The sequence below is a fragment of the Pseudoalteromonas simplex genome (assembly GCF_015278155.1).
Taxonomy (GTDB): Bacteria; Pseudomonadota; Gammaproteobacteria; order Enterobacterales; family Alteromonadaceae; genus Pseudoalteromonas; species Pseudoalteromonas simplex.
On record NZ_JADILN010000013.1, the window covers coordinates 57,319 to 80,717 of the forward strand.

Sequence of the window (23,399 nt, forward strand, 5' to 3'; positions counted from 1 at the left end):
GTTTACTCTGATGTTGAGCGCTTTTTAGCGCGTGGATGGGTGTTATCGTACACTTTAGCTAAATGCTGAAAATCTAAATGCGTATAAACTTGAGTTGCAGACAAGCTACTGTGTCCTAACAGTTCTTGTACGGCACGCAGATCCCCTGATGATTCTAAAATATGTGATGCAAATGAGTGGCGCAATTTATGCGGATGCACTTGTGAGCTGATCCCTTGCTTAATGCCCCATTCTTGCATCCGTAAGCGAACTTGGCGTACGGAAATTCGCTTTTTTTGGCTGCTAACAAACACGGCTATTTCATCAGGATGTGCAAATTGAGGGCGAATTTTCAGCCATGCTTTTAATGCACTGAGCGCTTTGCTGCCTACAGGTAATAAGCGTTCTTTGTTACCTTTACCACGGACTAAAATTTCGCCTTCAGTCGGGTTTATATCTTGTATGTTAGCGCCAACTAACTCGCTAATGCGCAGACCCGAAGAGTACATTAATTCCATCATAGCTTTGTCACGAATAGCTAAAGGCTCATCATCTGGCAGTTCTAGTAGCTTAGCCATTTGATCTACGTCTAAATTTTTGGGTAAAGGCTTGGAAAATTTTGGCCCTTTAATGGCCTCTGCCGGATTGTGATAATATGCCTGACTGGCTATATTTTTGGCTTTTAAGAATTTATATAAACTGCGAATACAACTCAGTTTTAAACTGATTGTGCGACCACTCAATTGTTTGCTGCGCATTTGCATGCTGTAACGGCGAATATGCTCACCTTGAACAGCAAACCAGTCTTCACATAGTTTACTAAAGTACAAAGCTGCGAAGCCTAGCTGGCTCGTATATTGGTTTACTGTATGCGCTGAGTATTGTTTTTCGTAGCGTAAGTAGTCTGCAAATAGTTGGATGGGTGTTCGCCAAGCATCACTTAATTCATTAATGTCTGGCGTCGTCACATCGCTCATGCAAGTTCCAATAAGCGCAGTTGCAATGATCGCACAAACTCAAGGACAAAAAAGCTGTCTTTTGCCGGTTCGAAGTGATTTACGTCATCACTACCAAACGCCAAAATAGCCACAGGGTGTTTTGTGTTACCAATTAGATATAAAGCAGTCGATTGAGTCGTGTCTGAAAACAGTAAGTCTCTTTCTTGTTGGCTTACTCGACCCAAGTAAATGCCGTCGTTTTGCAGGCGATGAGCAATTAATTCATCAAACTTTTTATCGTACTTAACTAAGTGGCATTCGTTAATGGATGGATTAGTGCAGATAATATTGCGCAAATTGCTAGCCAGTGTCGTAAAGTCGTAGTTAGTCCATAACTGACGATGACAGTCGCTAAATAAGCGGTAAATTAACTCGTTTTCTTTTGCTTGTTCAACGAGCTGCTCAATCTTATTTTTTAATAACGTATTGTGTTCACGTAATTGGCGCTGTTGAATATGTACCAAAGACGTTGCTCCCGCCGTTTGTTGTTGTAGTTCAACTTCAGCGAGAACATCCGGGTTTTTGATAAAAAAATCAGGGTGTGCTTTTAAATAGTCAGCAATTTGTTGTTCTGTTAGTTTGCTCATAGTGCCACTTGTCCATCAAAAACATGCTCAGCAGGGCCTGTCATTCGTACAGGGTGGCCTTCGCCTTGCCAACGTACTTGTAAACTGCCGCCGGGTAAGTCAACTTGTACGGTATTAGCAAGTTTACTTTGAATTTGTCCAACCACGACCGCAGCACAAGCACCTGTACCACAGGCTAAGGTTTCACTAACGCCACGTTCCCACACTCTTAGTTTAATGTGATCTTGCGAAATTACCTGCATAAAACCAACATTTGCACGTTGTGGAAAACGCTCATGATTTTCAAGGAGTGGGCCTAAGGTGGTGACTTCTGCGGTATGAATGTCATCAACTTCTAACACGCAATGTGGGTTACCCATCGACACTGCGCCACTAAATACTGTGTGTTCTTCAGTGCGAAGAATATAGGTCAGCTCACGCTTGCTGGCTTTTAATGGAATTTTGTTCGGTTCAAAATTAGGGTGGCCCATATTTACCGTTACTTGACCATCTTTCTCTATATAAAGCGTGAGGTTACCAGATTTTGTTGAAACCGAAATTTTATGCTTATTGGTCAGGCCCTTCATACGTACAAAGCGGGCGAAACAGCGCGCGCCGTTGCCGCATTGTTCAACTTCGTTACCATCGGCATTGAAAATACGATAATGAAAATCGAGATCAGGAGAGTAAGGGGCTTCAACCATAAGCAGTTGATCGAAGCCAATGCCGAAATGGCGATCTGCCAGCTTCTTTATTTGATCACGTGATAAAAAAACATTTTGAGTAATGTTATCAATAACGACAAAGTCATTACCTAGGCCGTGCATTTTTGAAAAATTAACTAACATAACGCTCTAATTCGGGTTTGCTCTGAGCTAATCATGCCACAGAGCAGGGCGGTTATAAAAACGTTTATGGTAAAATTTTCTCACCTTGCCAAAGGCTTTCTAAGGTTTCGCGTTGGCGAATTAAATGGCTTTGCTGACCATCCACCATAATCTCTGCAACACGCGGGCGTGAGTTGTAGTTTGAGCTCATAGTGAAACCATACGCGCCAGCGCTGCGCTGCGCTAAAAGGTCACCGGCTTGAAGTGCAAGCTCACGGTTTTTGCCTAAAAAGTCGCCGGTTTCACAGACTGGGCCGACAATGTCGTAGTTGTAAGTAGGCGTATCATCTGCGCGAGGTTCAACTGGCACAATACTTTGCCAAGCTTGATACAGCGATGGACGCAACATATCGTTCATGCCTGCATCAACAATAGCAAAAAACTTATCTTGGTTTTGTTTAATAAACTCAACTTTAGTAACTAAAATACCTGCGTTGGCTGCAATCGCACGACCAGGTTCAAAAATAAGTTCTAAATCTTGGTAGTCTGCTAATCGAGCGGTAATTTTATCAACATACTCGCTCGGGTGAGGAGGTGTTTCGCCATTATAAGGCACGCCAAGACCACCACCGATATCTAGGTGTGTTAGCTTGATGCCAACCGCTTTTAACTCTTCGATAAGAGTCAGTACTTTTTCAAGGGCTGCTAAGAAAGGTTTTATTTCCGTTAGCTGCGAACCGATGTGGCAATCTACACCGGTAATTTTTAAACCGGGTAATGATGCTGCATGTTGATACACAGTCACCGCAGTTTGAATATCAATACCAAATTTATTCTCTTTTAAACCAGTTGAGATATAGGGGTGCGTTTTTGCATCTATATCTGGGTTTACGCGAATCGAAATCGGTGCCACCAAGTTAAGATCTGTTGCCACTTTTGAAATTCGTTCAAGCTCAGCCACTGACTCAACGTTAAAACACTTGATCCCCAATTCAAGTGCATAAGTAATTTCGTCAGCGGTTTTTGCAACGCCAGAAAACACAACCTTACTTGCGTCTCCGCCTGCTTGGATGACACGCGCAAGCTCACCTTTTGAAACGATGTCAAAACCTGAGCCAAGTCGCGCTAAAATATTCAGCACGGCAATATTTGAGTTGGCTTTTACGGCATAGCATACCAAGCTTTTATGTGACTTAGCAGCTTCAGCAAATGCTAGATAATGACGTTCAAAGGTTTTGCGAGAATAGATATAACAAGGCGTACCATATTGTTCGGCAAGCTCTTTGACAGCGATGTCTTCAGCGAACAGCTGATTATTATTGTAGTTAAAAAAGTCCATCTATTGGTCCTGTTTTTGCTCTGGTTGTTCGGATGGATCAGCTTGCGGCTGAGACTTTGCAGGCGGCTTAGTATCATCTGGCAGATAAAGAGCACCACTTTGTCCGCAACCTGCTAGGGTTAGTAGAAGGGCGCTTAGAGGTAAAATGGTTTTTAATTTTTGGCTATGAGTCTCTTTCATTAGATTAATACGGTTGCTGGCTTTATAATCGCAGAGTAACAGAATATTTAAAAAATGCAGCTATTCGCGGATGAATTTATTCCTGTTACACTTGATGTACACAATCTGCCCCCAGATCTAGGCTTAAAGCCAGTTAAAGGACACTAAAATGACTGATCATGAATACCACACACTAGCCGATGCATTAATGCTAACTATTGAAGAGCAAATCGATGAATGTGATGCCGATTTAGACTATGAATCAGCGTCAGGTATTTTAGAAATCATCTTTCCTGATCGCAGTAAAATAGTGATCAACAAGCAAGCACCATTACACCAAGTTTGGGTCGCGACTAAATTTAATGGTCACCATTTTGAACTACGCGACGATAAGTGGATTGATAACCGCTCAGGTGCAGAGTTTTGGCAATTTATGTGTGATGCGGCAACTCGCCAAGCAGGTCAAACAATTGAATGGCGTTCTGAACTATGAGTTTAGAGTTTGTTGAATATCCAGCGCAAGCTGAACACAAAGCAACGGTTATCTGGTTACATGGTTTAGGCGATTCAGGTGATGGTTTTGCGCCCGTTGCACCGCAACTTGCTTTACCAAAAGAGCTTGGTGTGCGTTTTGTGTTTCCACATGCGCCAGTGCAACCGGTCACCTTAAATGGTGGTATGGCAATGCGCTCTTGGTACGATATTAAATCGATGGATTTAGATAAGCGTGCCGATGAGCAAGGAGTGCGTGAATCTGCTGCAAAAGTGGCTGCAATTATTGACCAAGAAATTGCAAAAGGTATCGCTCCTAACAAAATTATTCTTGCCGGTTTTTCGCAAGGGGGTGTGGTATCGCTGCACTTAGCGCCACGTCTAGATTATAAATTAGCGGGTGTAATGGCACTTTCAACCTATATGTGTGTGCCTGCAAAATTTGCCGATGAAGCCAAGCAGCAGGGGTTAAACATTTTTATGGCACATGGTCGATTTGACGATGTGGTACCGCATAGCGCAGGCAGACAAGCATTTGATGTGCTTAGCGCAAATAACATGGAAGTAAGCTGGCAAGACTATCCGATGGCGCACCAAGTTTGTGGTGAAGAACTAATGGCTATTCGAGAGTGGTTAATTGCTCGCTTGAGTTAATTTTTTGGTTTTAGAGGCCAACATGACAAAGAAACTTGTAATTACAGCAAATATGAATACCGTTGAACCGGTTAATTCAGCACCGACAGCAGTGACTTATCAATGGCATTGGCGACGCATCTTTATGGTCAGCAGTGTTATCTTAGTTGCGCTGGCTATATTAGTGTATAGCTTTATTGGTGCTGTAAATGCTGAGCAATCACCGCAAGATGAATCACAAGCAGAGTTTACAAATGCTGAATTACAAACCTCTTTAAATGACGCTGAGCAAGAAGAGCCAAAAGAAGTTGTTGCTCCGTCAATGAATGAGCAAACACCGTTGGTTGATAACACAGCAACGGCTAAAGCAGAGGTTGTGAGCTCAAACATTGTAGAGCCTGACGTTACATCAGTAGAGGCTGAGATCGACAGTGAAGAGGTTATTGATGAGCAACAACCTGAAACATTAGCCGTTATTCCTGATGAAGAAGCATCACAAACTGAACAGCAAGTTGAAATTGCAGCAGCACCTGATGCTCAGCAGCAGTTTTCACGGTCAGCACATATTGCCAGTGTCGCAATTGGCGCAAAAATAGACACAGATAAAGTAAGCCGCGCAGTATTAACTACCGATGTTGTTGATCGAGAACCAGTAAACGTTTTAAAAAACGATATAAAATTAGCGCAAATTAGCAGTAGCCTGAGCTTTTTTAGCGAGCTTAGAAATATGCAGGGACAAACTGTTCGTCACCAATGGTATTACCAAGACCAACAGCTTGCTTCGATTGAATTGGCCGTAAGCAGTCCACGTTTTCGTACTTATTCAACGAAAAACATCATGCCAGAGCAACTGGGTGATTGGCGTGTTGAAGTTATTGACGCAGATGGCAACTTACTGGCCCAAAAAGAATTTAGAATTTTAGCTGAGTAATATTTAGTATCAGCCTGATAATTAATTGGATTTTTCATGACACAGACAACAAAACTAGTTCGTATCGCGACCCGTAAAAGTGCACTTGCTTTATGGCAGGCTGAATTTGTAAAAGCTCAACTAGAGCACTTCCATGACGACGTAACGGTAGAGTTGGTTCCTATGTCGACACAAGGCGATATTATCCTTGATACACCACTGGCCAAGATTGGTGGTAAAGGCTTATTCGTAAAAGAGCTTGAGCAAGCCATGCTTGATGGTCGCGCAGATATTGCGGTGCATTCAATGAAAGATGTGCCTGTTGAGTTTCCTGAAGGTTTAGCATTACACACAATTTGTGAACGTGAAGACCCACGCGATGCGTTTGTATCAAATAACTACAAGAGTTTAGATGAGTTACCTCAAGGCGCTATTGTTGGTACATCAAGCTTACGCCGCCAATGCCAAATTCGCGAAGCGCGCCCTGATTTAGACATTCGTGACTTACGCGGTAATGTTAATACGCGTTTAGCAAAACTAGATGATGGACAATATGATGCAATCATCCTAGCTGCAGCGGGTCTAATTCGTTTAGAAATGCCAGAGCGTATTACAGCTTTTATCGAGCCAGAGGTATCATTACCTGCAAATGGTCAAGGTGCTGTGGGTATTGAGTGCCGTATTGATGATGAAGTAACAAAAGCACTGTTAGCGCCACTTGAACATAATGAAACACGCATTCGTGTAAATGCCGAGCGTGCTATGAATCGCCGTTTAGAAGGTGGTTGCCAAGTACCTATTGGTGCATTTGCATTGGTCGATGGTGAGCAAGTGCATTTACGTGGTTTAGTGGGCGCTATTGATGGTAGCCAAATGCTACGTGATGAAGTGACAGGCCCAGTGGCTGACGCAGAGCAGTTAGGTATTACACTTGCTGAAAAGCTACTTGAGCAAGGTGCTGATAAAATTTTAGCTGAAGTATATAGAGACGCTTAATATGCATATTTTGATAACTCGTCCAGAAGGAAAAGGCACTGAGCTTGCTCTTGAGCTTCAGCAGGCGGGTTATCAAACAACCCTGTGCCCAGTCCTTACCTTAGATTACCTCACAGTAAATAGTAGTGAGCTCGCGCCGCTAGAAAATGCCGATAAAATCATTTTTATCTCGCAAGATGCCGTGCATGCCTTGTTAAAACTCACACCAACCATCAACAAAGCAGCGCAACTTTATGCGGTCGGTCAGCAAACGGCTGATGCGGTTTATGAAGCCTTTGGGCGACGAGCCGCAGTGCCCAAACAGCATGATTCAGAAGGTCTGCTTGAATTAAAAACACTACAAGATGTTGAACTAAGTAACATTGTTTTAGTGAAAGGTGAAGGTGGACGCACGACCATAGCAAAAACGTTAAAACAACGTGGTGCTTTATTAAATCAATTGGTTGTTTACAAGCGAAGCGCAATTGAGAGCGAACCGGGCAAGTGGATGGACCACTGGCAAACAATTGGTGTAGAAGGTATAGTCATTACCAGTAATGCAGCGGTGGATGCCATTTTTAATGGTTTAAATGAGCCTCAGCTTGCATGGTTGAAAGAGCGACAATTTTTCGTTGCCAGTGAGCGTATCGCAGACTATTTAAAGCAACAAAATGTCGTAAGAACACAGATATATATTGCTGCAGGGGCGAGCGACAACGCTATGTTCACCTGCATTAATCAGCAAGGTAGCAAAATGAGTGAAGCAGAATCAAAACAACCCGCAAAGCCAGTGACTGCACAGCCAGAGAAAAAAGCGCAAACGGCAAATACTGGGGCAAAAGCGCCTGTACAAGCTAAAAGAGGCATCAGCAAAACAGGTAGCTTAGCGTTACTTATTTCACTTTTAGTGGCTTGTGCAGTTGGCTATGAGTTTTATCTAAAATTAAATAGCGATCAGCAATCGGCTGTGGCATTGACTGAGCTGACAGATGAAAACCTTCGCTTACAGCAGCAAATTGATGCATTAAAAAGTGCCCAACAAACAATGCAGCACTCGCTTTATAGCAGTGAACAAAAGGTCACTGATGCACTAAATGAAAGTGCTGAGCAAACACAGCAGCAATTACAAGCGGCTTTAAAGCGCGCCGAGCAGCAAACTTTCACGCTTAATCCGCAAGAAGTCACAAGCTTGCAGCGTATGGCCGAATTTAAATTGTGGGCAGAGCACGATTACCAAGGGGCTGCTGCTGTGTTATCTCGCTTAGATAGCTTACTTGCAGAACACCCGGGTACAGGCGCTATTCGCCAAGCAATTCACCAAGATTTACAAACCTTGAATGCCATAGAGTCTGTGGCTGTTGAAGCAATTTATTTAAAACTACATGGCATTAATCAAAAAGTGGATGAACTGGTATTTAATGCTATTTCACTCCCTGAAGAGGTCGTCAAAGAAGACCCAAATCAATTAAGTGAAAATGTCAGTGAGTGGCGTCAAAACCTTGCGAAGTCGTGGCAGCAGTTTAAAGACTTCTTTGTTAAAGTGCGCACACGTGAAGATACGGTTATCGCACCATTTTTAAGTGAGCAAGAGCGTCACCTAGTAAAACAGCGCTTAAGTTTATACTTAGCTCAAGCGCAAGATGCGGTATTAAGTAAACAAAGTAGTGTGTATTTTAGTGCTGTTGATGCTGCTCATAGCTTGGTAAAAGATTACTTTAAACAAGATGATGCGCAAACAAAAGCGGCCTTAAAAAGTCTTGCTGAGCTTTCGAAAGAGCAGCTCGATTTTAGTCCAAAAGTGTCACTACAAAGTACTGAGCAGGTGAAGGAGTGGGCACAATGATCCGCTTTTTATTAATCATTATTGCAATAGCAGTCTGCTTAGGGATTGCCCCTTTTTTTATAGATCAAAAGGGTTATGTACTAATTGCCTTTAATAAAACAACCATTGAAGGGACTATTTGGGGCATCACAGCACTTTTAATATTAGCATTCGCTGCACTGTTTTTACTTTATAAGCTTTGCCGTTACGTAATATCTTTATATAGCCATACACGCCATGGCTTTTTTGCGCGCAGTGAAGAGCGTAAACAAGCGGCTATTGAGCAAGGTGTATGGAGCTTAATTAATAACGATTATGCACAGCTTGAGCTTGCACTTGATAACAATAGTGTTGCAGATAAGTGGAGCGATATACGTTATGCGCTTCTTGCTAAAGCGGCATTAGCTAATAATGAGAGCGAAAAAGCGGTTAGTTATCTTGATAAAATAAGCCAGGATAAGCAGTTAAAAGTGGCTAATTTATGGATTGCTAGCGGTGAAACCAGCACCATTTTTGCTGACCTTAAAGCGTTAGCTGAGCGCAAAAAAGCCACGAGTTTAGAGCTTAAAATGTATGCCCATGTATTGGTAAAAGAGCAAAAGTGGGCGTCATTGAATGACTTTATGCCGCGTTTATTGCGCAAAAAAACACTTTCAGAGCAAGAGTGGCAACAACTTTTTGATAGTTACTTTGCAGCTCAATCAAACAGAGATTTAACTGAGCGTTATGAGCAATTAGCCAAAAACCTGAAACCACATGCTGAGGTAAGCTATTTAACGGCGATGGCGAAGGCAGGTGAGTTAAACAAAATTGAGCTAAGCTTAATTAAAATGATAAAAAAACCGCTGCAACATAAAGACTTAGCACGTATTTTACGTTCTAGTAGCGCTGGCGATGCACTCAAGTTGCAATCAAGTTTGCAGGATGTATTAAAAAAAGATACCGAAAATACAGATTTACTATTAGCCCTTGCATGTTTAGCAAATGCGCATGGTGAATATGACTTAGCTGCGCGGGTGTTTGATAAAGCGCTTAATGCTGATAACCGCCATGCCTATTTGCAGCAAGCGGTTCTTAGTTATAGTAAGAGTGCCCAACCAGAAAAAGCATTGGTACTCTATCAATAATTTTACTTCAGCCGGCAAAGGAGCAATGGCTTGAAAAACTTATTTACACTGACAATAAGTATTGCACTTGCTTACTTTCTTACAGGGTATTTAAGTAATTCTTTGCTGGCGATTGATGGTTATGCGGTTGCAGCGTGGCCGCCTGCAGGTATTGCGCTTGCCAGTATCTTACTACTTCGAAATCGTGCTCTGCTAGGAGTTTTGCTAGGGGCGTTCTTTGTAAACCTTATTCACCTTGATAAAGTCACTGATATTTTTCACTGGCAAATGATGTTGCAAGCTATTGGTGTGACAAGTGCATCAACATTTCAGGCTTGGCTTGCCTATTACATTATAATTCATGTAGTTAAACGCCCGATTGAGTTATCGTCATTAAAGCAAAGTATGATTGGCTTAATGATAGGTGGCCCTTTGTGTAGCTTGATTGCAGCATCAATTGGCACCGGCTTATTGGTCATTAATAATGTTATTCCGAGTTATGCGGCGCTTAATAATTTTATCGCATGGTGGATTGGCGACAGCATTGGGGTGCTGATTTTCACACCATTAATTTTAGCGGCATTTAGTTACCACCACACTCGTCAACGGCTGCAAATCATTGTGCCGTCGTTATTAATTTATGTGGTTATTTGTGTCAGCTTTTATGGTGCAGCCAGTGTAAAAAAAGACAAAGACTTACAGCGCCAGCAAGCAAAAGTCAGTGCAATTCATACTAATCTTGAACACCAAGTTGATGAAATTAAATCGCATTTATCTTTATTAGCAACTTTTTTTGCTAGTAGTGACATGGTTGATTTTGATGAATTTAAGCGTTTTACAACAAGGCAGCTACAATATAGCAAAGAAATCCTTGCCCTTGAGTGGGCACCTAAAGTTATTCACTCACAACTAAATAACTATCAAAGTCTACTGCGTGATGAACTGGGTGCTGATTACTACGTGAAAGAAAAAAATGCTGCAGGACAGTGGCAGCCGGTAAGTAAGCGAGCAGTCTATTTTCCGGTGCAATATATTCATCCATTAGTAGGGAACGAACCAGCGCAAGGCTTTGATTTGGCTTCAAACGAGTTACGTAAACAAGCGTTAACTGACTCTCGGTTAATTAAAAATGTCACCGTCAGTGAGCCTATTACTTTGATGCAAGGTGATGGTAACGAAAAGGGCGTTTTATTCTTTAACCCTGTTTATTCAGACATTAATCATCAGGTCGGCTTTCGGGGTTATGTTGTTGCTGTGGTTAATTTAGAGTTGCTGGCACAAACACTAAATTTTAATCAAAATACTGAGATTGAAACCAGTTTTTTTGATGTTACCGATGGTACTAACCCTGTCGAGATTTACAGCCCACACCGTGTTGGTACAACCGCTATTGCGAGCTTTAATTTTATTATTGGCGAGCGCGTTTGGCAGGTGAAATTATGGGAGTCAGTAGCGCAGTCGTCATGGCTGCCTTATTGGCTAGCGCAAATAGTCGGTATGCTGTTTGTTTGGTTATTGATCACATTTTTGATTTCAGTAACCGGTACTAATATTCAAATTCGTCAGCAAGTAGCGAAACAAACTCAAAGCCTTCGCGAAGAAAAACTAAAAGCCGATAAAGCCAGCCAAATTAAAAGTGAGTTCTTGGCGAATATGAGCCATGAAATACGCACACCTATTAATGGTATAAAAGGTTTGCATTATTTAGCAATGCAAGAGCCTGACTGGCAACAAGCCCGTGGTTATATTGATCAAGCCGATGGTGCATTGAATGTACTATTACGGGTAATCAATGATGTTTTAGATTTTTCTAAAATAGAAGCGGGGCGATTGGAGCTACATCAAGAACCCATCGATGTGAATGCGTTGGTTAATGAACTGACTAACTTATTGCAGTTTGAACTTAATTCCCGTGCTTTAAAGTTTAAGGTTGAGTTTGATGCATTTGCGCACTTATTGATCCACACCGACCCAATTCGTTTAAAACAAGTATTATTAAACCTGTTAAACAATGCGGTGAAGTTCACTCAAGAAGGCACGATTACATTACGTATTTGGCAGCAGGGTGAATTTACTTACTTTAGTGTTATTGATACTGGCATCGGCATCAGTAAAGAGGCGCAGCAGCGCCTGTTTAAACCATTCTCACAAGCCGATAGCTCAACCTCTCGTCGCTTTGGTGGCACAGGTTTAGGCTTGAGTATTTGCCAAAAACTCATTGTTATGATGGGAGGCGAGATAAGCCTCAGTAGCTCTGAGGGGCAAGGTTCAACGTTTACAATTTCGCTGCCATTTGAGTCCCCTCTTGAAGAGGTGATTCATAGCGACGATGAGTTAGCTGATATCGATGTGACAGCTGTTTCATTTGCTGGCGATACAATTCTATTGGTTGAAGATAACCCATTGAATCAACATGTGGCGAGTTCGATTTTAAAAACTAAAGGTTGCCAACCTGATATCGCTAAAGATGGCCACGAGGCTATTAAGATGATCAGTGAAAAAAGCTATGACCTTGTACTCATGGATATTCAAATGCCGAATATGGATGGCTTACAAGCGACTAAGGTTATTCGCAACGAGTTACTGATCACCGATTTACCGATTATTGGCTTATCGGCAAATGCCCACGATGATGATCTTAAGAAAGGTTTAGCCAGTGGTATGAATGGTTATTTAACTAAACCAATTGATGCTGATAAACTTTTTAAAACCTTGTGGCATTTTTTGCATAATGCTAGCGGCCATTAAAGCAGACATTTGACCTCAAAAAAGTAAATAAAATCATCTAAACTTGAAATATCGCCGTGGGTACGTATGATCCGCGCAAATTTACTGAACCTGAGTGCTAATTATGATCAATAACAAACTCCCTTTGCTTGATATTCACCGTCATCTAGATGGTAATGTTCGCCCACAAACGATCTTAGACCTTGGTCGTCAGTTTAATCTTGAATTACCTGCTGACAACATTGAAGCGCTTATTCCGCACGTACAGGTTATCGACCCTGAACCAAATTTAGTGGCATTTTTACAAAAGCTTGATTGGGGTGTAAAAGTACTGGGTGATTACGATGCTTGTCGTCGTATTGCTATCGAAAACGTTGAAGATGCGATTGCCCAAAACCTCGATTACGTTGAGCTTCGTTTTAGTCCATATTATATGGCGCAAAGCCAAGGCTTACACCCGCAAGGAGTTGTCGAAGCGGTGGTTGATGGTGTAAAAAGTGCGTGCCAAAACGCGCCAATTAAAGCTAACTTAATCGGCATCATGTCGCGTACATATGGCACCAAAATCTGTCAGCAAGAGCTTGATGCGCTACTTGCTTTTAAAAATGATTTAGTGGCGGTTGATTTAGCTGGCGATGAAATTGGTTTCCCGGGTGAGCTATTTGTTGATCACTTTAAACAAGTTCATGATGCATACTTAGCTGCCACGATTCATGCCGGTGAAGCACGCGGTAGCGAAAGCATTTGGCAAGCAATTAACGAGCTTGGTGCAACGCGTATTGGTCATGGTGTAAAAGCAATTGAAGATGCTGCACTAATGGATTACTTACGTGATAAGCGCATTGGTATTGAGTCTTGCTTAACCAGTAACATTCAAACCAGTACTGTTGCTGAGCTTGCAAAACACCCGCTAAAAACCTTCTTAGACCATGGTATTTTGGCATCGATTAATACTGATGATCCGGCCGTTGAAGGTATTGAAATAGCGTATGAGTATCAAGTAGCAGCACCTGCGGCAGGGTTAAGCCAAGCCGATATGGAAAAAGCGCAAGCTAATGCGCTTGAAATTGCTTATTTAAGCGATGCAGATAAAGCGGCTTTAAAACAGTTAGCTGCTAATCGTTAAGCAGCTAACTTATACTTGGTGCTCTTGGCATGAAACGTAGTTTTCATATAATGCCTTGAGCACGTCACCTCGGCTGATCATGCCAACAACCTTACCACCCTCGATAACTGGGTAATTCTTTGGCTTACCCGTTTTCATGGCATCAGCCAACTCAATGATATTTTGATCGCTACTCACGGTAACAACATCGGTGCGCATGAGTTGTTTTACCTTTACCACGCCATCGCAGAAATAACTGTTTTGCATGAGCGGTTGCAGCAGCTCTTGTTCTGAAATAAAGCCAACTAAACTTTTGTTGTCATCGAATACAGGTGCGCCTAGTAATTTAAACTTTTGCAGCTCGCTAATCGCGGTGGTCATTTCAGTTTCAGGCGTAATGTGTGGCAACTTACGTTGCATAAAGTCTTGTACTTTTGTATTTAGCATTTGGGTCTCTCCCCATCGTTATTCTAAACAGAGTATGGTCAAGGAAATGCAGTTTGTGAAATCGTTTAGACGGATTAAGGCGATAGGTAAAACAAATAAAAAAGGCATCCAATTGGATGCCTTAAAAATAATCTGTATGAGTTAGTTATTTAATGAATGCAAATGCATCAGCGTACATGTTCTCACGTACCGCACCATGGTTAATAAAATCATCGCGAACCACGCCAATCATGTCGAAGCGGCCTGCCATGTAAATATCGTATGGTTCTAAAGACACTATATCTTCCATAACGGCCTTGTGGACGTAACCGGTTTTGCCAGTCCAGCTTTGCGGCGCATTTTCAACCACTGGAATGTATTGGAAATGTGGGTTGCTGTTTGCCCATGCTTGCATTTCATCATGAGCATAAAGCGCAGCTTGCTCACGAACACCCCAGTAAAATAATACAGGGCGCTCACAGCCAATTTCAGCAAGGTGATCAGCCATTGATTTGGCATAAGAAAAACCAGTACCGCCAGCAAGTAGAATAATTGGGCGCTCACCCTCAACTCGCAGCTGTGATACACCTAAACCCACTTCAACATTAACTTGCTGTTGCTCTGTATGTGCTTGACGTAAATGATCAAGCGCTTGCATTGCATACGAATCAGCACCTGCGGCACCAATATGTAGTTCAATTTGGTCAGTTTGTGAAGGGCGGCTTGCAATAGAAAAGGCACGCTTATCTTTTTCGCCTAATACAAGTTGCATATATTGGCCTGCCTCGAATGACACAGGTTGCTGTGGTTTCAAAATGACCTTATGTACATGGTCTGTAAGCGGGCTGATCGCAACAACGTCAGCGAGTAATGTTTGCATAGTTTACCTTTATAAGCACAGAAGCAAATTCGGTTATGAATCGCACTCATAACCGTTAAATTTTGAGCAGTTTAACATAGTCACAGCCTAGAGAATATCTAAGCTGTCCCATAATTCATCAACACGTTCTTTGATTTTTGGATCCATAACAATGGGCTCACCCCATTCACGATCTGTTTCGCCTGGCCATTTATTGGTTGCATCCATGCCCATTTTTGAGCCAAGGCCCGAAACTGGCGATGCAAAATCTAAATAATCAATTGGCGTGTTTTCGATCATCGTCGTATCGCGAGCAGGGTCCATACGCGTTGTTATGGCCCAGATCACGTCGTTCCAATCACGTGCGTTTACATCATCATCGCAAACAATCACGAACTTGGTATACATGAATTGACGTAAGAAAGACCACACCCCCATCATCACGCGCTTGGCATGACCTGGGTATTGTTTTTTCATCGTGACCACAGCCATACGATAAGAACAGCCTTCAGGTGGTAGATAAAAATCTACAATTTCAGGGAATTGCTTTTGCAGAATTGGTACGAACACTTCGTTCAATGCAACCCCGAGTACTGCTGGCTCATCTGGAGGACGGCCAGTGTAAGTGCTGTGATAAATTGGGTTTTCACGATGTGTAATGTGAGTGACCGTCATCACCGGAAACTCGTCTACTTCGTTGTAGTAACCTGTGTGGTCGCCATAAGGGCCTTCTGGTGCTGTTTCACCTGGCATAATATAACCTTCAAGCACGAACTCTGCGGTAGCAGGCACTTGTAGGTCATTTGAAACCGATTTAACAACTTCAGTTTTACCACCGCGTAGTAAACCAGCAAATGCATATTCGCTTAGGGTGTCTGGTACTGGTGTTACAGCGCCTAAGATTGTCGCAGGGTCGGCACCTAATGCGACAGATACAGGGTAAGGTTCGCCTGGGTGCTCTTTACACCATTCACGAAAATCTAATGCGCCACCGCGGTGCGATAGCCAACGCATAATAATTTTGTTTTTACCCAATAGCTGCTGACGGTAAATGCCTAAGTTTTGGCGCTTTTTATAAGGCCCTTTGGTAACCGTTAGACCCCATGTGATCAAGGGAGCAGCATCACCCGGCCAGCAATGTTGGATAGGCAGCTTAGTTAAGTCAACATCATCGCCTTCAAGTATAACTTGCTGACAAGGCGCTTTTTTTACTTCTTTAGCTGGCATATTCAGTACTTGTTTGAATACTGGGATTTGCCCTAGTGCCTCTTTAATGCCTTTTGGTGGCTCAGGCTCTTTTAGAAAAGCTAATAACTTACCAACTTCGCGCAGTTCACTGACATCATCTTGGCCCATACCCATCGCTACACGTTTGGGCGTACCAAAAAGGTTAGCAAGAACGGGAATGGTGTGACCTTTAGGGTTTTCGAATAACAGAGCAGGGCCTTCTGCACGTAACGTACGGTCGGCAATTTCGGTCATTTCAAGGTAAGGATCAATTTCTTGTTTGATCCGTTTTAACTCACCTTTTTGTTCTAATAACTCGATAAATTCGCGAAGATCTTTGTATTTCATTATAGCCGCTTAAACGCTGAATAAACTGTCGCTATTATACTCAAAACCACTGATTAAGCTAATTTAGCCACGAAAGCTTTTGCTATTACTGGGTTAAGCTACATTGGTACTTTTTACCTCTTAAAATCAGCATGGCTTCATCGCCTTTAGACCAAAACAGCACATTATCGGCACTGTATTTAACCCCAGAGCCGCTTACTTGGCGATTGAGTAAATATTCACTCTCCTTAAATGTCAGTCTGGCTTCCTCATCATTGTACTCAACGATACTGGCGCTGAGGGTCTCATCGCACAGATAGTTGCTCGGTGCACTTTGCTCAGCACATGCGCACAAGGTAACTAAAGCGAGCCCCGAGAGAAGTGGTTTAATCATAGAAACACCTCTATTTTTGAATGAGCTATAAGCCTAACAAAGAAAAATTAACCGTTGGTGAAAATGGCAGGATAAGTTATGTTGATAGTGTATTTAATGGGCAAGGAAAAACCATGGCAGGCACAAATTTACTAACCTTACTTGATGATATTACAACACTTTTAGACGACATTGCGACGATGAGTAAAGTCGCAACAAAAAAAACAGCAGGGGTGTTAGGTGATGACCTCGCGCTTAATGCTCAGCAAGTTACAGGGGTAACTGCCGATAGAGAGTTGCCAGTGGTTTGGGCTGTAGCAAAAGGCTCGTTTATCAACAAAGCCATCTTAGTGCCCGCAGCGTTATTGATTAGTGTTTGGTTGCCTTGGTTAATCACTCCGCTGTTAATGGTTGGCGGGCTGTTTTTGTGTTTTGAAGGTGCAGAGAAAATTATCGAAAAGCTGTTTGGTCACGCTCAACAAGAAGATGAAAGTGTGGTTGAACAACAAGACTTACAAGAATACGAAAAGCAAAAAATCAAAGGAGCAATCCGTACTGATTTTATCCTCTCTGCAGAAATTATAGTGATAACGCTAGGTACGGTTGCTGGCGCAACGCTGGTTAATCAAGCTTTAGTGCTCAGTGTAATCGCAATTATTATGACCATTGGCGTGTATGGGTTAGTTGCTGGGATTGTTAAACTTGATGATGCTGGTTTGTATTTACTGCAAAAAGCGCAGCAAAGTGGCGGTAAGTTTAAAGAGCTTGTAGGTAAGTTTTTACTTGCTGCAGCGCCTAAGTTAATGCGCTTTTTAGCCTTTGCAGGAACGGTTGCTATGTTCTTAGTTGGTGGTGGCATATTGGTACATGGGATCCCTGTTTTGCATCACGCCAAGCAAGGTAGCACCGAGTTTGTAACGGATTTAGTTGGCAAAACTGGGGAGCTGGCTACGCCGATTATATTTGATGGTTTATTGGGCGTTGTTGCTGGGGGGATCGTCGTTTTAATGACAATTATCTATAAGAGATTTTTTCGGTAACAATTGTTATTTATAAGTATACTGGTTGGGAGTTATTTGTTACCTTTTATTTTGTTCTAAATTTAAAAGGGAATTTTATGTCTAGATTAATCATAATTATATCTTGTTTGCTTACTAGCTTTATTAGTAATGCAAAACCAAAACCTTTACCAATTGAAACCTTCAGTAAAGCTAGCGAGTTTGGAAGTGTGAAGATTTCACCTACTGGTAAATACCTAGCCGTAATGACGCAGCCTAACGGCAAGAATTCTTTAATGATTTTGGATACTGATACATTTAAGGTATTGCATGCGATAAACTTTCCAAAAAATGCTCAAGTCGGCAACTATTACTGGGTGAATGAAGAGCGTATTGTATTGGCTAAAGAGTATCTCAAGGGTTGGAAAGATCATCCTGAATACCATGGTGAGTTGTTTGGTGTAAACGCAGACGGCAGTCAAGGGGAGTATTTGGTTGGTTATCAAGGTGAAAGGCAAACTGGGACGAGAATTAAAAAGGCAACTCCTGTATTAGGGACCTCTTATGTGCTTGACCCATTGGTAGAAAATAAGCGTAAAATGTTGGTTTTAACCATACCATGGACAGCTGCCAAAGAGCCTCACACGATTGTATATGAAGTAGATGTCTATCGAGGGACAAGAAAAAAGATCACACGTTCACCTTCAAGAATGGCTAGTTTTCTGACTGATCATGAAGGCAACGTAAGAGTATCCGCCTCGACTGATGACTATATTAATCCAAAAATATATATCCGCCCTAAATCTGGTGGTGAGTGGGAAGAGCTCAATTTAAAGGATATTTCGTATAGTGATGTTGGGTTGCATGCTTTTGATAGCACGGATGAATCTGCTTATGTGACGGCTTCAGTTAACGGAGAAGCTAAAGGGCTTTATAAGTTAAATCTTAAAACTAAACAATTTGATCTAATCCATAAAGAAAAAAGTGTTTCACCAAAGCAGGTGTGGGTGGATGAAGTTTCAAAAGAACTTTTTGCTGTCGAGCATGAGTTAGGCTACCCAACCTATTCTTTTATAGATAATAACACTAAGAAAAGCCAGCAATTAAAAGCTCTTTTAAGAGTGCTTGAGGGCCAGCAAGTTCAATTAGTCAGCAGTACCGTAAATGGTGATAAGAGCGTCATTTTTGCCTCAAGTGACACTAATCCTGGCAGTTATTACTTATTTGATGCTAAAACTAATAATCTCGGTTTTCTATTCTCATCCAGAAGTTGGATTAAACCTAGTCAAATGGCGATTACAAAGCCTATCAATTTTACAGCACGTGATGGACTAGCTATCTACGGTTACTTAACTATTCCAAATAATGCTGAAGAAAAAAACTTACCATTAGTAGTAATGCCGCATGGGGGTCCTCATGGTCCAAGAGATTGGTGGGGATATGACTCAACAGCTCAGCTTCTTGCGAGTAGAGGAATTGCTGTACTAAAGGTTAACTTTCGTGGCTCAGGTGGCTTTGGACGAAATTTTGAACGTGCCGGCCATCGCAAGTGGGGACAGGAAATACAATACGATATTATAGATGGTGTAAAATATCTTATTTCAAGCGGTATTGCTGATAAAGGTAACATTTGCATTATGGGGGCCAGCTTTGGTGGATATTCCGCGTTACAAAGTGCGATCTTGGAACCTGATATGTTCCAGTGTGCGATTGGAGTTGTAGGTGTATATGATTTACCACTCATGTTTGATGAGGGAGATGTATCTGAGCGTGATAGCGGGCAACGTTTTCTAAAAGTGGTATTAGGCGAGGATGAAGAGCAACTAAAGCGTTTTTCACCAAGCTACAATATAGAAAAGTTAAAAGCTCCAGTATTAATTTTTCATGGTGGGGAAGATCGAAGGGCGCCTATCGAGCAAGCTGAGTCTTTAATTTCGGCTTTTAAAAAAGAGAATCATCCCTATATTTATGAGCTATTAGATGATGAAGGCCACGGTTTTTATAAAGAAGAGCACCGCACTCTTTACTATAAAAAAGTATTGGCTTTCTTAGATGAACATTTAAAGCTTTAAAAGAAAAGTGCCGGCGAGCAAGCTCGCCGGCAAGGATTTAGCACGGGAACGTAAGCGTGCTAGTGTGCAAGGTCTTCCTTTAAGTTGTACAAACTCAAAAGATGATTCGTTCATTAAGCAATGAAGCCTAGTTGCAATTTAAAACAGAGCAGGAGAGTGACTCTGTTATTGCTAATAAGCATTTATAAAACCAACAAAGTAATATAAATACTGCGCCATACAAAAATGTTATAACATAACAAAATTAAAGTAAATAGCGAGAGTCATATTATTAGGCTGGTTTCTTCTGCGTGATATTTATGGGTAACAGATTATTGAGTATTCAACTTACTACAATCGTAACTCAAGCATAGCTCTGCGAGCTCAACCTTTGCTTTAGGATTCCCTTGTAAGGTGGCTTTGTTGAGCCAGTAAGCTGCTTTTTCGTTATTCACATTTGTCCCTTGGCCATCGCGATACATCTGACCCAAGTTTAATTGCCCCCATGAATAACCATCTTCCGCAGACAGGGTAAAACTTTTCAACGCTTCCTCGTATAAGCCATCTTTGAAGTAAGTGATCCCCTCCTGATTATGCTTATCGAGCTTAACGCCCGTATATAAAGGCTTAGGTCTAGGCGGGTGCATAACAAAACCACCAAATAAACTATAAAGCTCAGGTCGCATAATCTTATATATGCTGCCTTCATCATAAAGCTGCTGTATTTGTGATTTACTGAAAGTCAGGGTTTTACTAGAAAAGTAATCATCTTGAACTAGCATGCTGGTTCGCATCGCAATCTCGATGTCTTTATTGTACTTGTAAGTGTAGTTAGCAACTCTAAAAGTCATGTTCTTGTCATCCAACTCAACGAGCTGAGCTACTTTTAGGTTGTTAATACGTTTTGGTTTGCCAGTAAATTTATCCGAATATACAAAATAGGTATCAAACAACTTTGGCTCGTTTAGGTAAGTTTGCTCGTTCTCAGTTTGTTCATTCGCCCCGATTAATGCTTTTACTAATAGGTAAACGATGATGAATAGGCCAATAAAGTACTTTATAAACGACGCTAACTCTAAGGCGGGCAATGAATACCAAGGTGCAGGAGTAACATAGCCACAGTCATCACATTGTCTTTGATAATTAATAGAAAGTGGCATGATGGGCAAAATAGTAAAGCGCAAAACTTTACTGTGATTGCTTAAAGAATAATGTTCACTATGGCAATGTGGACACGTTTTTTGTTTTTTATAAAAAACATCAGCGGGTGCGGTATTAAATAGAAGCATCGTTTCTTCCTGAATATTGCTATCAATAAACTAGAACAAATGCAGAGAGTTAGAAAGCACCAAACTGTAAGCAAATATGAATTAAATATGCTGAACAATGTTTTCGTTTAGAGAAACAGCACATTCTCTGCTATGATCCACAGCATCTTCGAGGATGTCCCTCAATTATCAAGTTTGGAATATTACTGTGACCGCTACTGCTTTTTCATCTTTGGCTTTGCCGCAAGAGTTAACCGATAACTTATCAACTTTAGGTTATACGCAAATGACGCCTGTGCAAGCGCAAAGCTTGCCAGTGATCTTGCAAGGCAAAGATATTATTGCCCAAGCTAAAACCGGGTCGGGTAAAACGGCTGCATTTAGTCTAGGTGTGCTGGCTAAGTTAAATGTGAAACGCTTTCGTATTCAGTCTCTCATTTTATGTCCAACCCGAGAATTAGCAGAGCAGGTAGCGGAAGAAGTTCGTAAGCTAGCCCGTGGTATTCATAACATTAAAGTTTTAACCTTATGTGGCGGTGTGTCTATTGGTCCACAAATTGGCTCATTAGAGCATGGTGCGCATATCATTGTTGGCACGCCAGGTCGTGTTGATGACCATATTCGCAAAGGCACATTGCGCTTAAATGATGTTGAAACCTTGGTGTTAGATGAAGCTGATCAAATGCTAGATATGGGTTTCCAAGATACCCTTGATGCTATTGTTGAGAGTATTCCAAATCAACGCCAAACATTATTGTTTAGTGCGACTTATCCAAAATCAATTGCTGCGATAGCTGAGCGAGTGCTTAGCAATCCAGAAATGATTAAGGTTGAAGAAGAGCAAACAAAAAGCACCATAAAGCAATACTTTTATAAACTAGATAATAATAAACAGCGCTTTAATACATTGAAGCTGTTGTTATTAAAGTTCCAGCCAGAAAGCTGTGTGGTTTTTTGTAACACCAAGGTTGAAACTCAACAGATTTGTGATGACCTTTATGCTGAAGGGTTTAGTGCGGTTGCCTTACACGGTGATTTAGATCAACGTGAACGTGAGCGCACTTTAATTCGCTTTGCTAATAAAAGTGCCTGTATTCTGGTTGCAACGGATGTTGCTGCGCGTGGCTTAGATATCAACGATATGGACATGGTAGTGAACTACCACCTCGCGCATGACCCTCAAACCCATGTACACCGTGTTGGTCGTACTGGTCGAGCAGGTAAAAAGGGTATTGCATGTTCTATTTATGGTGAAGCAGAGCAATTTAAAGTGGCACAAATTGGCGACCACTATGAGCGCGACTTTGACCCTGAACCAATTCCGCCATTTAGCTTGCTCGAAAAGCCTGCTTATAAGCCAACCATGGCGACAATTATGATTGATGCTGGCAAGAAGCAAAAAATTCGTGCCGGTGATATTTTAGGTGCATTAACTGGTAAAGAGGGAATTGCCGGTCATCAGGTAGGTAAAATTAACGTACTTGATAATGTGGCCTTTATTGCTGTTGAGCGAGCAGCTGCAAAACCTGCATTACGCAAATTGACCGAAGGTAATATTAAAAAGCGCAAGATCCGTGCGCGACGTTTGAGTCGGTAATCTGGTTAATTATGAGCAGCTAGCTTTAAGTTGCTCATATTCGAGTTGTATTCTCTTAAACTCAATTGCACAGCCTTGGCGGTCTGGGTGGTGTTTTAGCGCCAGTTGTCGCCAACGCTTTTGTAACTGTTTTTCCGAAAAATCAGTAGGTAGCTGCCACGCCTGTTGTAATTGTATTAGCTGCTGCTGAGGTAATGAGTGAATCCCCTTCTTTGTGCTAAATGAAGAAAAGCGCTGCCAAAAATCAGTTAACAACGCATCAATTTCATCGCTTGTTGTATCAAAGTTTTGCCAATCTAAATAATAACCCCGTAGCGGGTCATGACTTTCTAATGCGTTACTTGTTTGCTTACTAATAAGTTCAATATGTAAAGAGGCAATCTCTAGCTGTTGCTCTGGCGCAAGTTGTGCTTGCAGTTGATACAAGCCATTCATAACTAAAAAGTTGCGTTTAAACAGATCTTTTTGTGGGTCTGCGTCTAATGATTCTATTTTTCCAGATTCACTAAGTGCGCTGGCAAGCGTATGAACCTTCCAAACAGGCTGTTCCAAAAGGAGGTAAAAAATCTCATCAATCAGTGGGTTAACCATTGTTCGCAAGCCTGACTTTGGTGTAATCTAAATGTGTGTACGCT

Annotated in this window: 22 protein-coding genes; 11 read left to right on the forward strand and 11 right to left on the reverse strand. The window is 41.7% G+C overall.

The genetic code is table 11. The annotated features are described in order from the left end of the window. Positions 1 to 2: 2 nt before the first annotated feature. From IRQ78_RS18245 to lptM, 5 genes are all read right to left on the reverse strand, one after another. Positions 3 to 956 (reverse strand): tyrosine recombinase XerC, encoded by a 954-nt coding sequence (locus IRQ78_RS18245; protein WP_194442868.1) that lies wholly within the window; start codon positions 954 to 956, stop codon positions 3 to 5. Continuing rightward, positions 953 to 1,564, reverse strand: coding sequence for a DUF484 family protein (locus IRQ78_RS18250; protein ID WP_054554657.1), 612 nt, complete (start codon positions 1,562 to 1,564; stop codon positions 953 to 955). Before IRQ78_RS18250 ends, IRQ78_RS18245 begins: the two co-directional genes overlap by 4 nt. Beyond that, entirely contained in the window at positions 1,561 to 2,391 is an 831-nt protein-coding gene (dapF, locus tag IRQ78_RS18255) for a diaminopimelate epimerase (protein WP_054554658.1), read from the reverse strand. The genes IRQ78_RS18250 and dapF overlap by 4 nt, the downstream gene beginning before the upstream one ends. 64 nt (positions 2,392 to 2,455) lie before the next feature. Beyond that, entirely contained in the window at positions 2,456 to 3,709 is a 1,254-nt protein-coding gene (gene lysA / locus IRQ78_RS18260; RefSeq protein WP_194442869.1) for a diaminopimelate decarboxylase, read from the reverse strand. Next, positions 3,710 to 3,889 (reverse strand): LPS translocon maturation chaperone LptM, encoded by a 180-nt coding sequence (gene lptM / locus IRQ78_RS18265; protein WP_054554660.1) that lies wholly within the window; start codon positions 3,887 to 3,889, stop codon positions 3,710 to 3,712. A 148-nt stretch (positions 3,890 to 4,037) separates the two neighbouring features. On the opposite strand from lptM, the gene cyaY reads away from it, so the two are divergent. From cyaY to add, 8 genes are all read left to right on the forward strand, one after another. Next, on the forward strand, positions 4,038 to 4,361 hold the full coding sequence (cyaY, locus tag IRQ78_RS18270) for an iron donor protein CyaY (protein WP_054554661.1): 324 nt from the start codon (positions 4,038 to 4,040) through the stop codon (positions 4,359 to 4,361). Further along, on the forward strand, positions 4,358 to 5,014 hold the full coding sequence (locus IRQ78_RS18275; RefSeq protein ID WP_194442870.1) for an alpha/beta hydrolase: 657 nt from the start codon (positions 4,358 to 4,360) through the stop codon (positions 5,012 to 5,014). Before cyaY ends, IRQ78_RS18275 begins: the two co-directional genes overlap by 4 nt. A gap of 22 nt (positions 5,015 to 5,036) precedes the next feature. Next, on the forward strand, positions 5,037 to 5,924 hold the full coding sequence (locus IRQ78_RS18280; RefSeq protein WP_194442871.1) for a DUF2914 domain-containing protein: 888 nt from the start codon (positions 5,037 to 5,039) through the stop codon (positions 5,922 to 5,924). A gap of 36 nt (positions 5,925 to 5,960) precedes the next feature. Continuing rightward, entirely contained in the window at positions 5,961 to 6,899 is a 939-nt protein-coding gene (gene hemC / locus IRQ78_RS18285) for a hydroxymethylbilane synthase (protein ID WP_054554664.1), read from the forward strand. Between the two features lies 1 nt (position 6,900). Continuing rightward, positions 6,901 to 8,721: a uroporphyrinogen-III synthase gene (locus IRQ78_RS18290; RefSeq protein WP_194442872.1), complete on the forward strand. Its 1,821-nt coding sequence runs from the start codon at positions 6,901 to 6,903 to the stop codon at positions 8,719 to 8,721. Further along, the gene (locus IRQ78_RS18295) at positions 8,718 to 9,827 is read left to right on the forward strand and encodes a heme biosynthesis HemY N-terminal domain-containing protein (RefSeq protein ID WP_194442873.1); all 1,110 of its coding nucleotides are present in this window, start codon (positions 8,718 to 8,720) and stop codon (positions 9,825 to 9,827) included. Before IRQ78_RS18290 ends, IRQ78_RS18295 begins: the two co-directional genes overlap by 4 nt. A 30-nt stretch (positions 9,828 to 9,857) precedes the next feature. After that, positions 9,858 to 12,554 (forward strand): CHASE domain-containing protein, encoded by a 2,697-nt coding sequence (locus tag IRQ78_RS18300; RefSeq protein ID WP_194442874.1) that lies wholly within the window; start codon positions 9,858 to 9,860, stop codon positions 12,552 to 12,554. 103 nt (positions 12,555 to 12,657) lie between these two features. Further along, positions 12,658 to 13,659, forward strand: a complete 1,002-nt coding sequence (gene add, locus IRQ78_RS18305; protein ID WP_054554668.1) for an adenosine deaminase — start codon at positions 12,658 to 12,660, stop codon at positions 13,657 to 13,659. A gap of 9 nt (positions 13,660 to 13,668) precedes the next feature. Here add and IRQ78_RS18310 read toward each other — a convergent pair whose 3' ends face one another. From IRQ78_RS18310 to IRQ78_RS18325, 4 genes are all read right to left on the reverse strand, one after another. After that, positions 13,669 to 14,085 carry a CBS domain-containing protein gene (locus IRQ78_RS18310; protein WP_054554669.1) on the reverse strand — a complete coding sequence of 139 codons (417 nt, stop codon included), beginning with the start codon at positions 14,083 to 14,085 and terminating at the stop codon, positions 13,669 to 13,671. Between the two features lie 145 nt (positions 14,086 to 14,230). Next, positions 14,231 to 14,944, reverse strand: coding sequence for an NAD(P)H-flavin reductase (fre, locus tag IRQ78_RS18315; RefSeq protein WP_138598968.1), 714 nt, complete (start codon positions 14,942 to 14,944; stop codon positions 14,231 to 14,233). 87 nt (positions 14,945 to 15,031) lie between these two features. Then, complete coding sequence (gene ubiD / locus IRQ78_RS18320; RefSeq protein ID WP_194442875.1) at positions 15,032 to 16,498, reverse strand: 4-hydroxy-3-polyprenylbenzoate decarboxylase; 1,467 nt, start codon at positions 16,496 to 16,498, stop codon at positions 15,032 to 15,034. Between the two features lie 85 nt (positions 16,499 to 16,583). Beyond that, complete coding sequence (locus tag IRQ78_RS18325; RefSeq protein ID WP_054554672.1) at positions 16,584 to 16,871, reverse strand: MliC family protein; 288 nt, start codon at positions 16,869 to 16,871, stop codon at positions 16,584 to 16,586. Between the two features lie 113 nt (positions 16,872 to 16,984). Here IRQ78_RS18325 and IRQ78_RS18330 point away from each other — a divergent pair, with 113 nt between their 5' ends. Both IRQ78_RS18330 and IRQ78_RS18335 read left to right on the forward strand, forming a co-directional pair. Next, the gene (locus tag IRQ78_RS18330; protein ID WP_194442876.1) at positions 16,985 to 17,890 is read left to right on the forward strand and encodes a DUF808 domain-containing protein; all 906 of its coding nucleotides are present in this window, start codon (positions 16,985 to 16,987) and stop codon (positions 17,888 to 17,890) included. 77 nt (positions 17,891 to 17,967) lie between these two features. After that, positions 17,968 to 19,920, forward strand: a complete 1,953-nt coding sequence (locus IRQ78_RS18335; protein ID WP_194442877.1) for an alpha/beta hydrolase family protein — start codon at positions 17,968 to 17,970, stop codon at positions 19,918 to 19,920. Positions 19,921 to 20,231: 311 nt separating this feature from the next. On the opposite strand, the gene IRQ78_RS18340 is transcribed toward IRQ78_RS18335, so the two are convergent. Further along, complete coding sequence (locus IRQ78_RS18340; protein ID WP_054554674.1) at positions 20,232 to 21,188, reverse strand: tetratricopeptide repeat protein; 957 nt, start codon at positions 21,186 to 21,188, stop codon at positions 20,232 to 20,234. Between the two features lie 187 nt (positions 21,189 to 21,375). Between IRQ78_RS18340 and dbpA the strand changes: the two genes are divergently transcribed. Beyond that, complete coding sequence (gene dbpA, locus IRQ78_RS18345; protein ID WP_054554675.1) at positions 21,376 to 22,764, forward strand: ATP-dependent RNA helicase DbpA; 1,389 nt, start codon at positions 21,376 to 21,378, stop codon at positions 22,762 to 22,764. A gap of 9 nt (positions 22,765 to 22,773) precedes the next feature. On the opposite strand, the gene IRQ78_RS18350 is transcribed toward dbpA, so the two are convergent. Continuing rightward, entirely contained in the window at positions 22,774 to 23,355 is a 582-nt protein-coding gene (locus tag IRQ78_RS18350; RefSeq protein ID WP_054554676.1) for a DNA-J related domain-containing protein, read from the reverse strand. Positions 23,356 to 23,399: the final 44 nt, after the last annotated feature.

What these genes read in the sequence shown, in the direction of transcription:
- hemC (WP_054554664.1), top strand. Translation starts at nt 5,961, where the DNA reads ATGACACAGACAACAAAACTAGTTCGTATCGCGACCCGTAAAAGTGCA.
- IRQ78_RS18295 (WP_194442873.1), top strand. Translation starts at nt 8,718, where the DNA reads ATGATCCGCTTTTTATTAATCATTATTGCAATAGCAGTCTGCTTAGGG.
- dapF (WP_054554658.1), bottom strand. Translation starts at nt 2,391, where the DNA reads ATGTTAGTTAATTTTTCAAAAATGCACGGCCTAGGTAATGACTTTGTC.
- IRQ78_RS18330 (WP_194442876.1), top strand. Translation starts at nt 16,985, where the DNA reads ATGGCAGGCACAAATTTACTAACCTTACTTGATGATATTACAACACTT.
- IRQ78_RS18325 (WP_054554672.1), bottom strand. Translation starts at nt 16,871, where the DNA reads ATGATTAAACCACTTCTCTCGGGGCTCGCTTTAGTTACCTTGTGCGCA.
- IRQ78_RS18245 (WP_194442868.1), bottom strand. Translation starts at nt 956, where the DNA reads ATGAGCGATGTGACGACGCCAGACATTAATGAATTAAGTGATGCTTGG.
- IRQ78_RS18335 (WP_194442877.1), top strand. Translation starts at nt 17,968, where the DNA reads ATGTCTAGATTAATCATAATTATATCTTGTTTGCTTACTAGCTTTATT.
- lptM (WP_054554660.1), bottom strand. Translation starts at nt 3,889, where the DNA reads ATGAAAGAGACTCATAGCCAAAAATTAAAAACCATTTTACCTCTAAGC.
- IRQ78_RS18350 (WP_054554676.1), bottom strand. Translation starts at nt 23,355, where the DNA reads ATGGTTAACCCACTGATTGATGAGATTTTTTACCTCCTTTTGGAACAG.
- ubiD (WP_194442875.1), bottom strand. Translation starts at nt 16,498, where the DNA reads ATGAAATACAAAGATCTTCGCGAATTTATCGAGTTATTAGAACAAAAA.
- IRQ78_RS18275 (WP_194442870.1), top strand. Translation starts at nt 4,358, where the DNA reads ATGAGTTTAGAGTTTGTTGAATATCCAGCGCAAGCTGAACACAAAGCA.
- fre (WP_138598968.1), bottom strand. Translation starts at nt 14,944, where the DNA reads ATGCAAACATTACTCGCTGACGTTGTTGCGATCAGCCCGCTTACAGAC.
- lysA (WP_194442869.1), bottom strand. Translation starts at nt 3,709, where the DNA reads ATGGACTTTTTTAACTACAATAATAATCAGCTGTTCGCTGAAGACATC.
- IRQ78_RS18280 (WP_194442871.1), top strand. Translation starts at nt 5,037, where the DNA reads ATGACAAAGAAACTTGTAATTACAGCAAATATGAATACCGTTGAACCG.
- add (WP_054554668.1), top strand. Translation starts at nt 12,658, where the DNA reads ATGATCAATAACAAACTCCCTTTGCTTGATATTCACCGTCATCTAGAT.
- IRQ78_RS18250 (WP_054554657.1), bottom strand. Translation starts at nt 1,564, where the DNA reads ATGAGCAAACTAACAGAACAACAAATTGCTGACTATTTAAAAGCACAC.
- cyaY (WP_054554661.1), top strand. Translation starts at nt 4,038, where the DNA reads ATGACTGATCATGAATACCACACACTAGCCGATGCATTAATGCTAACT.
- IRQ78_RS18340 (WP_054554674.1), bottom strand. Translation starts at nt 21,188, where the DNA reads ATGCTTCTATTTAATACCGCACCCGCTGATGTTTTTTATAAAAAACAA.
- IRQ78_RS18310 (WP_054554669.1), bottom strand. Translation starts at nt 14,085, where the DNA reads ATGCTAAATACAAAAGTACAAGACTTTATGCAACGTAAGTTGCCACAC.
- IRQ78_RS18290 (WP_194442872.1), top strand. Translation starts at nt 6,901, where the DNA reads ATGCATATTTTGATAACTCGTCCAGAAGGAAAAGGCACTGAGCTTGCT.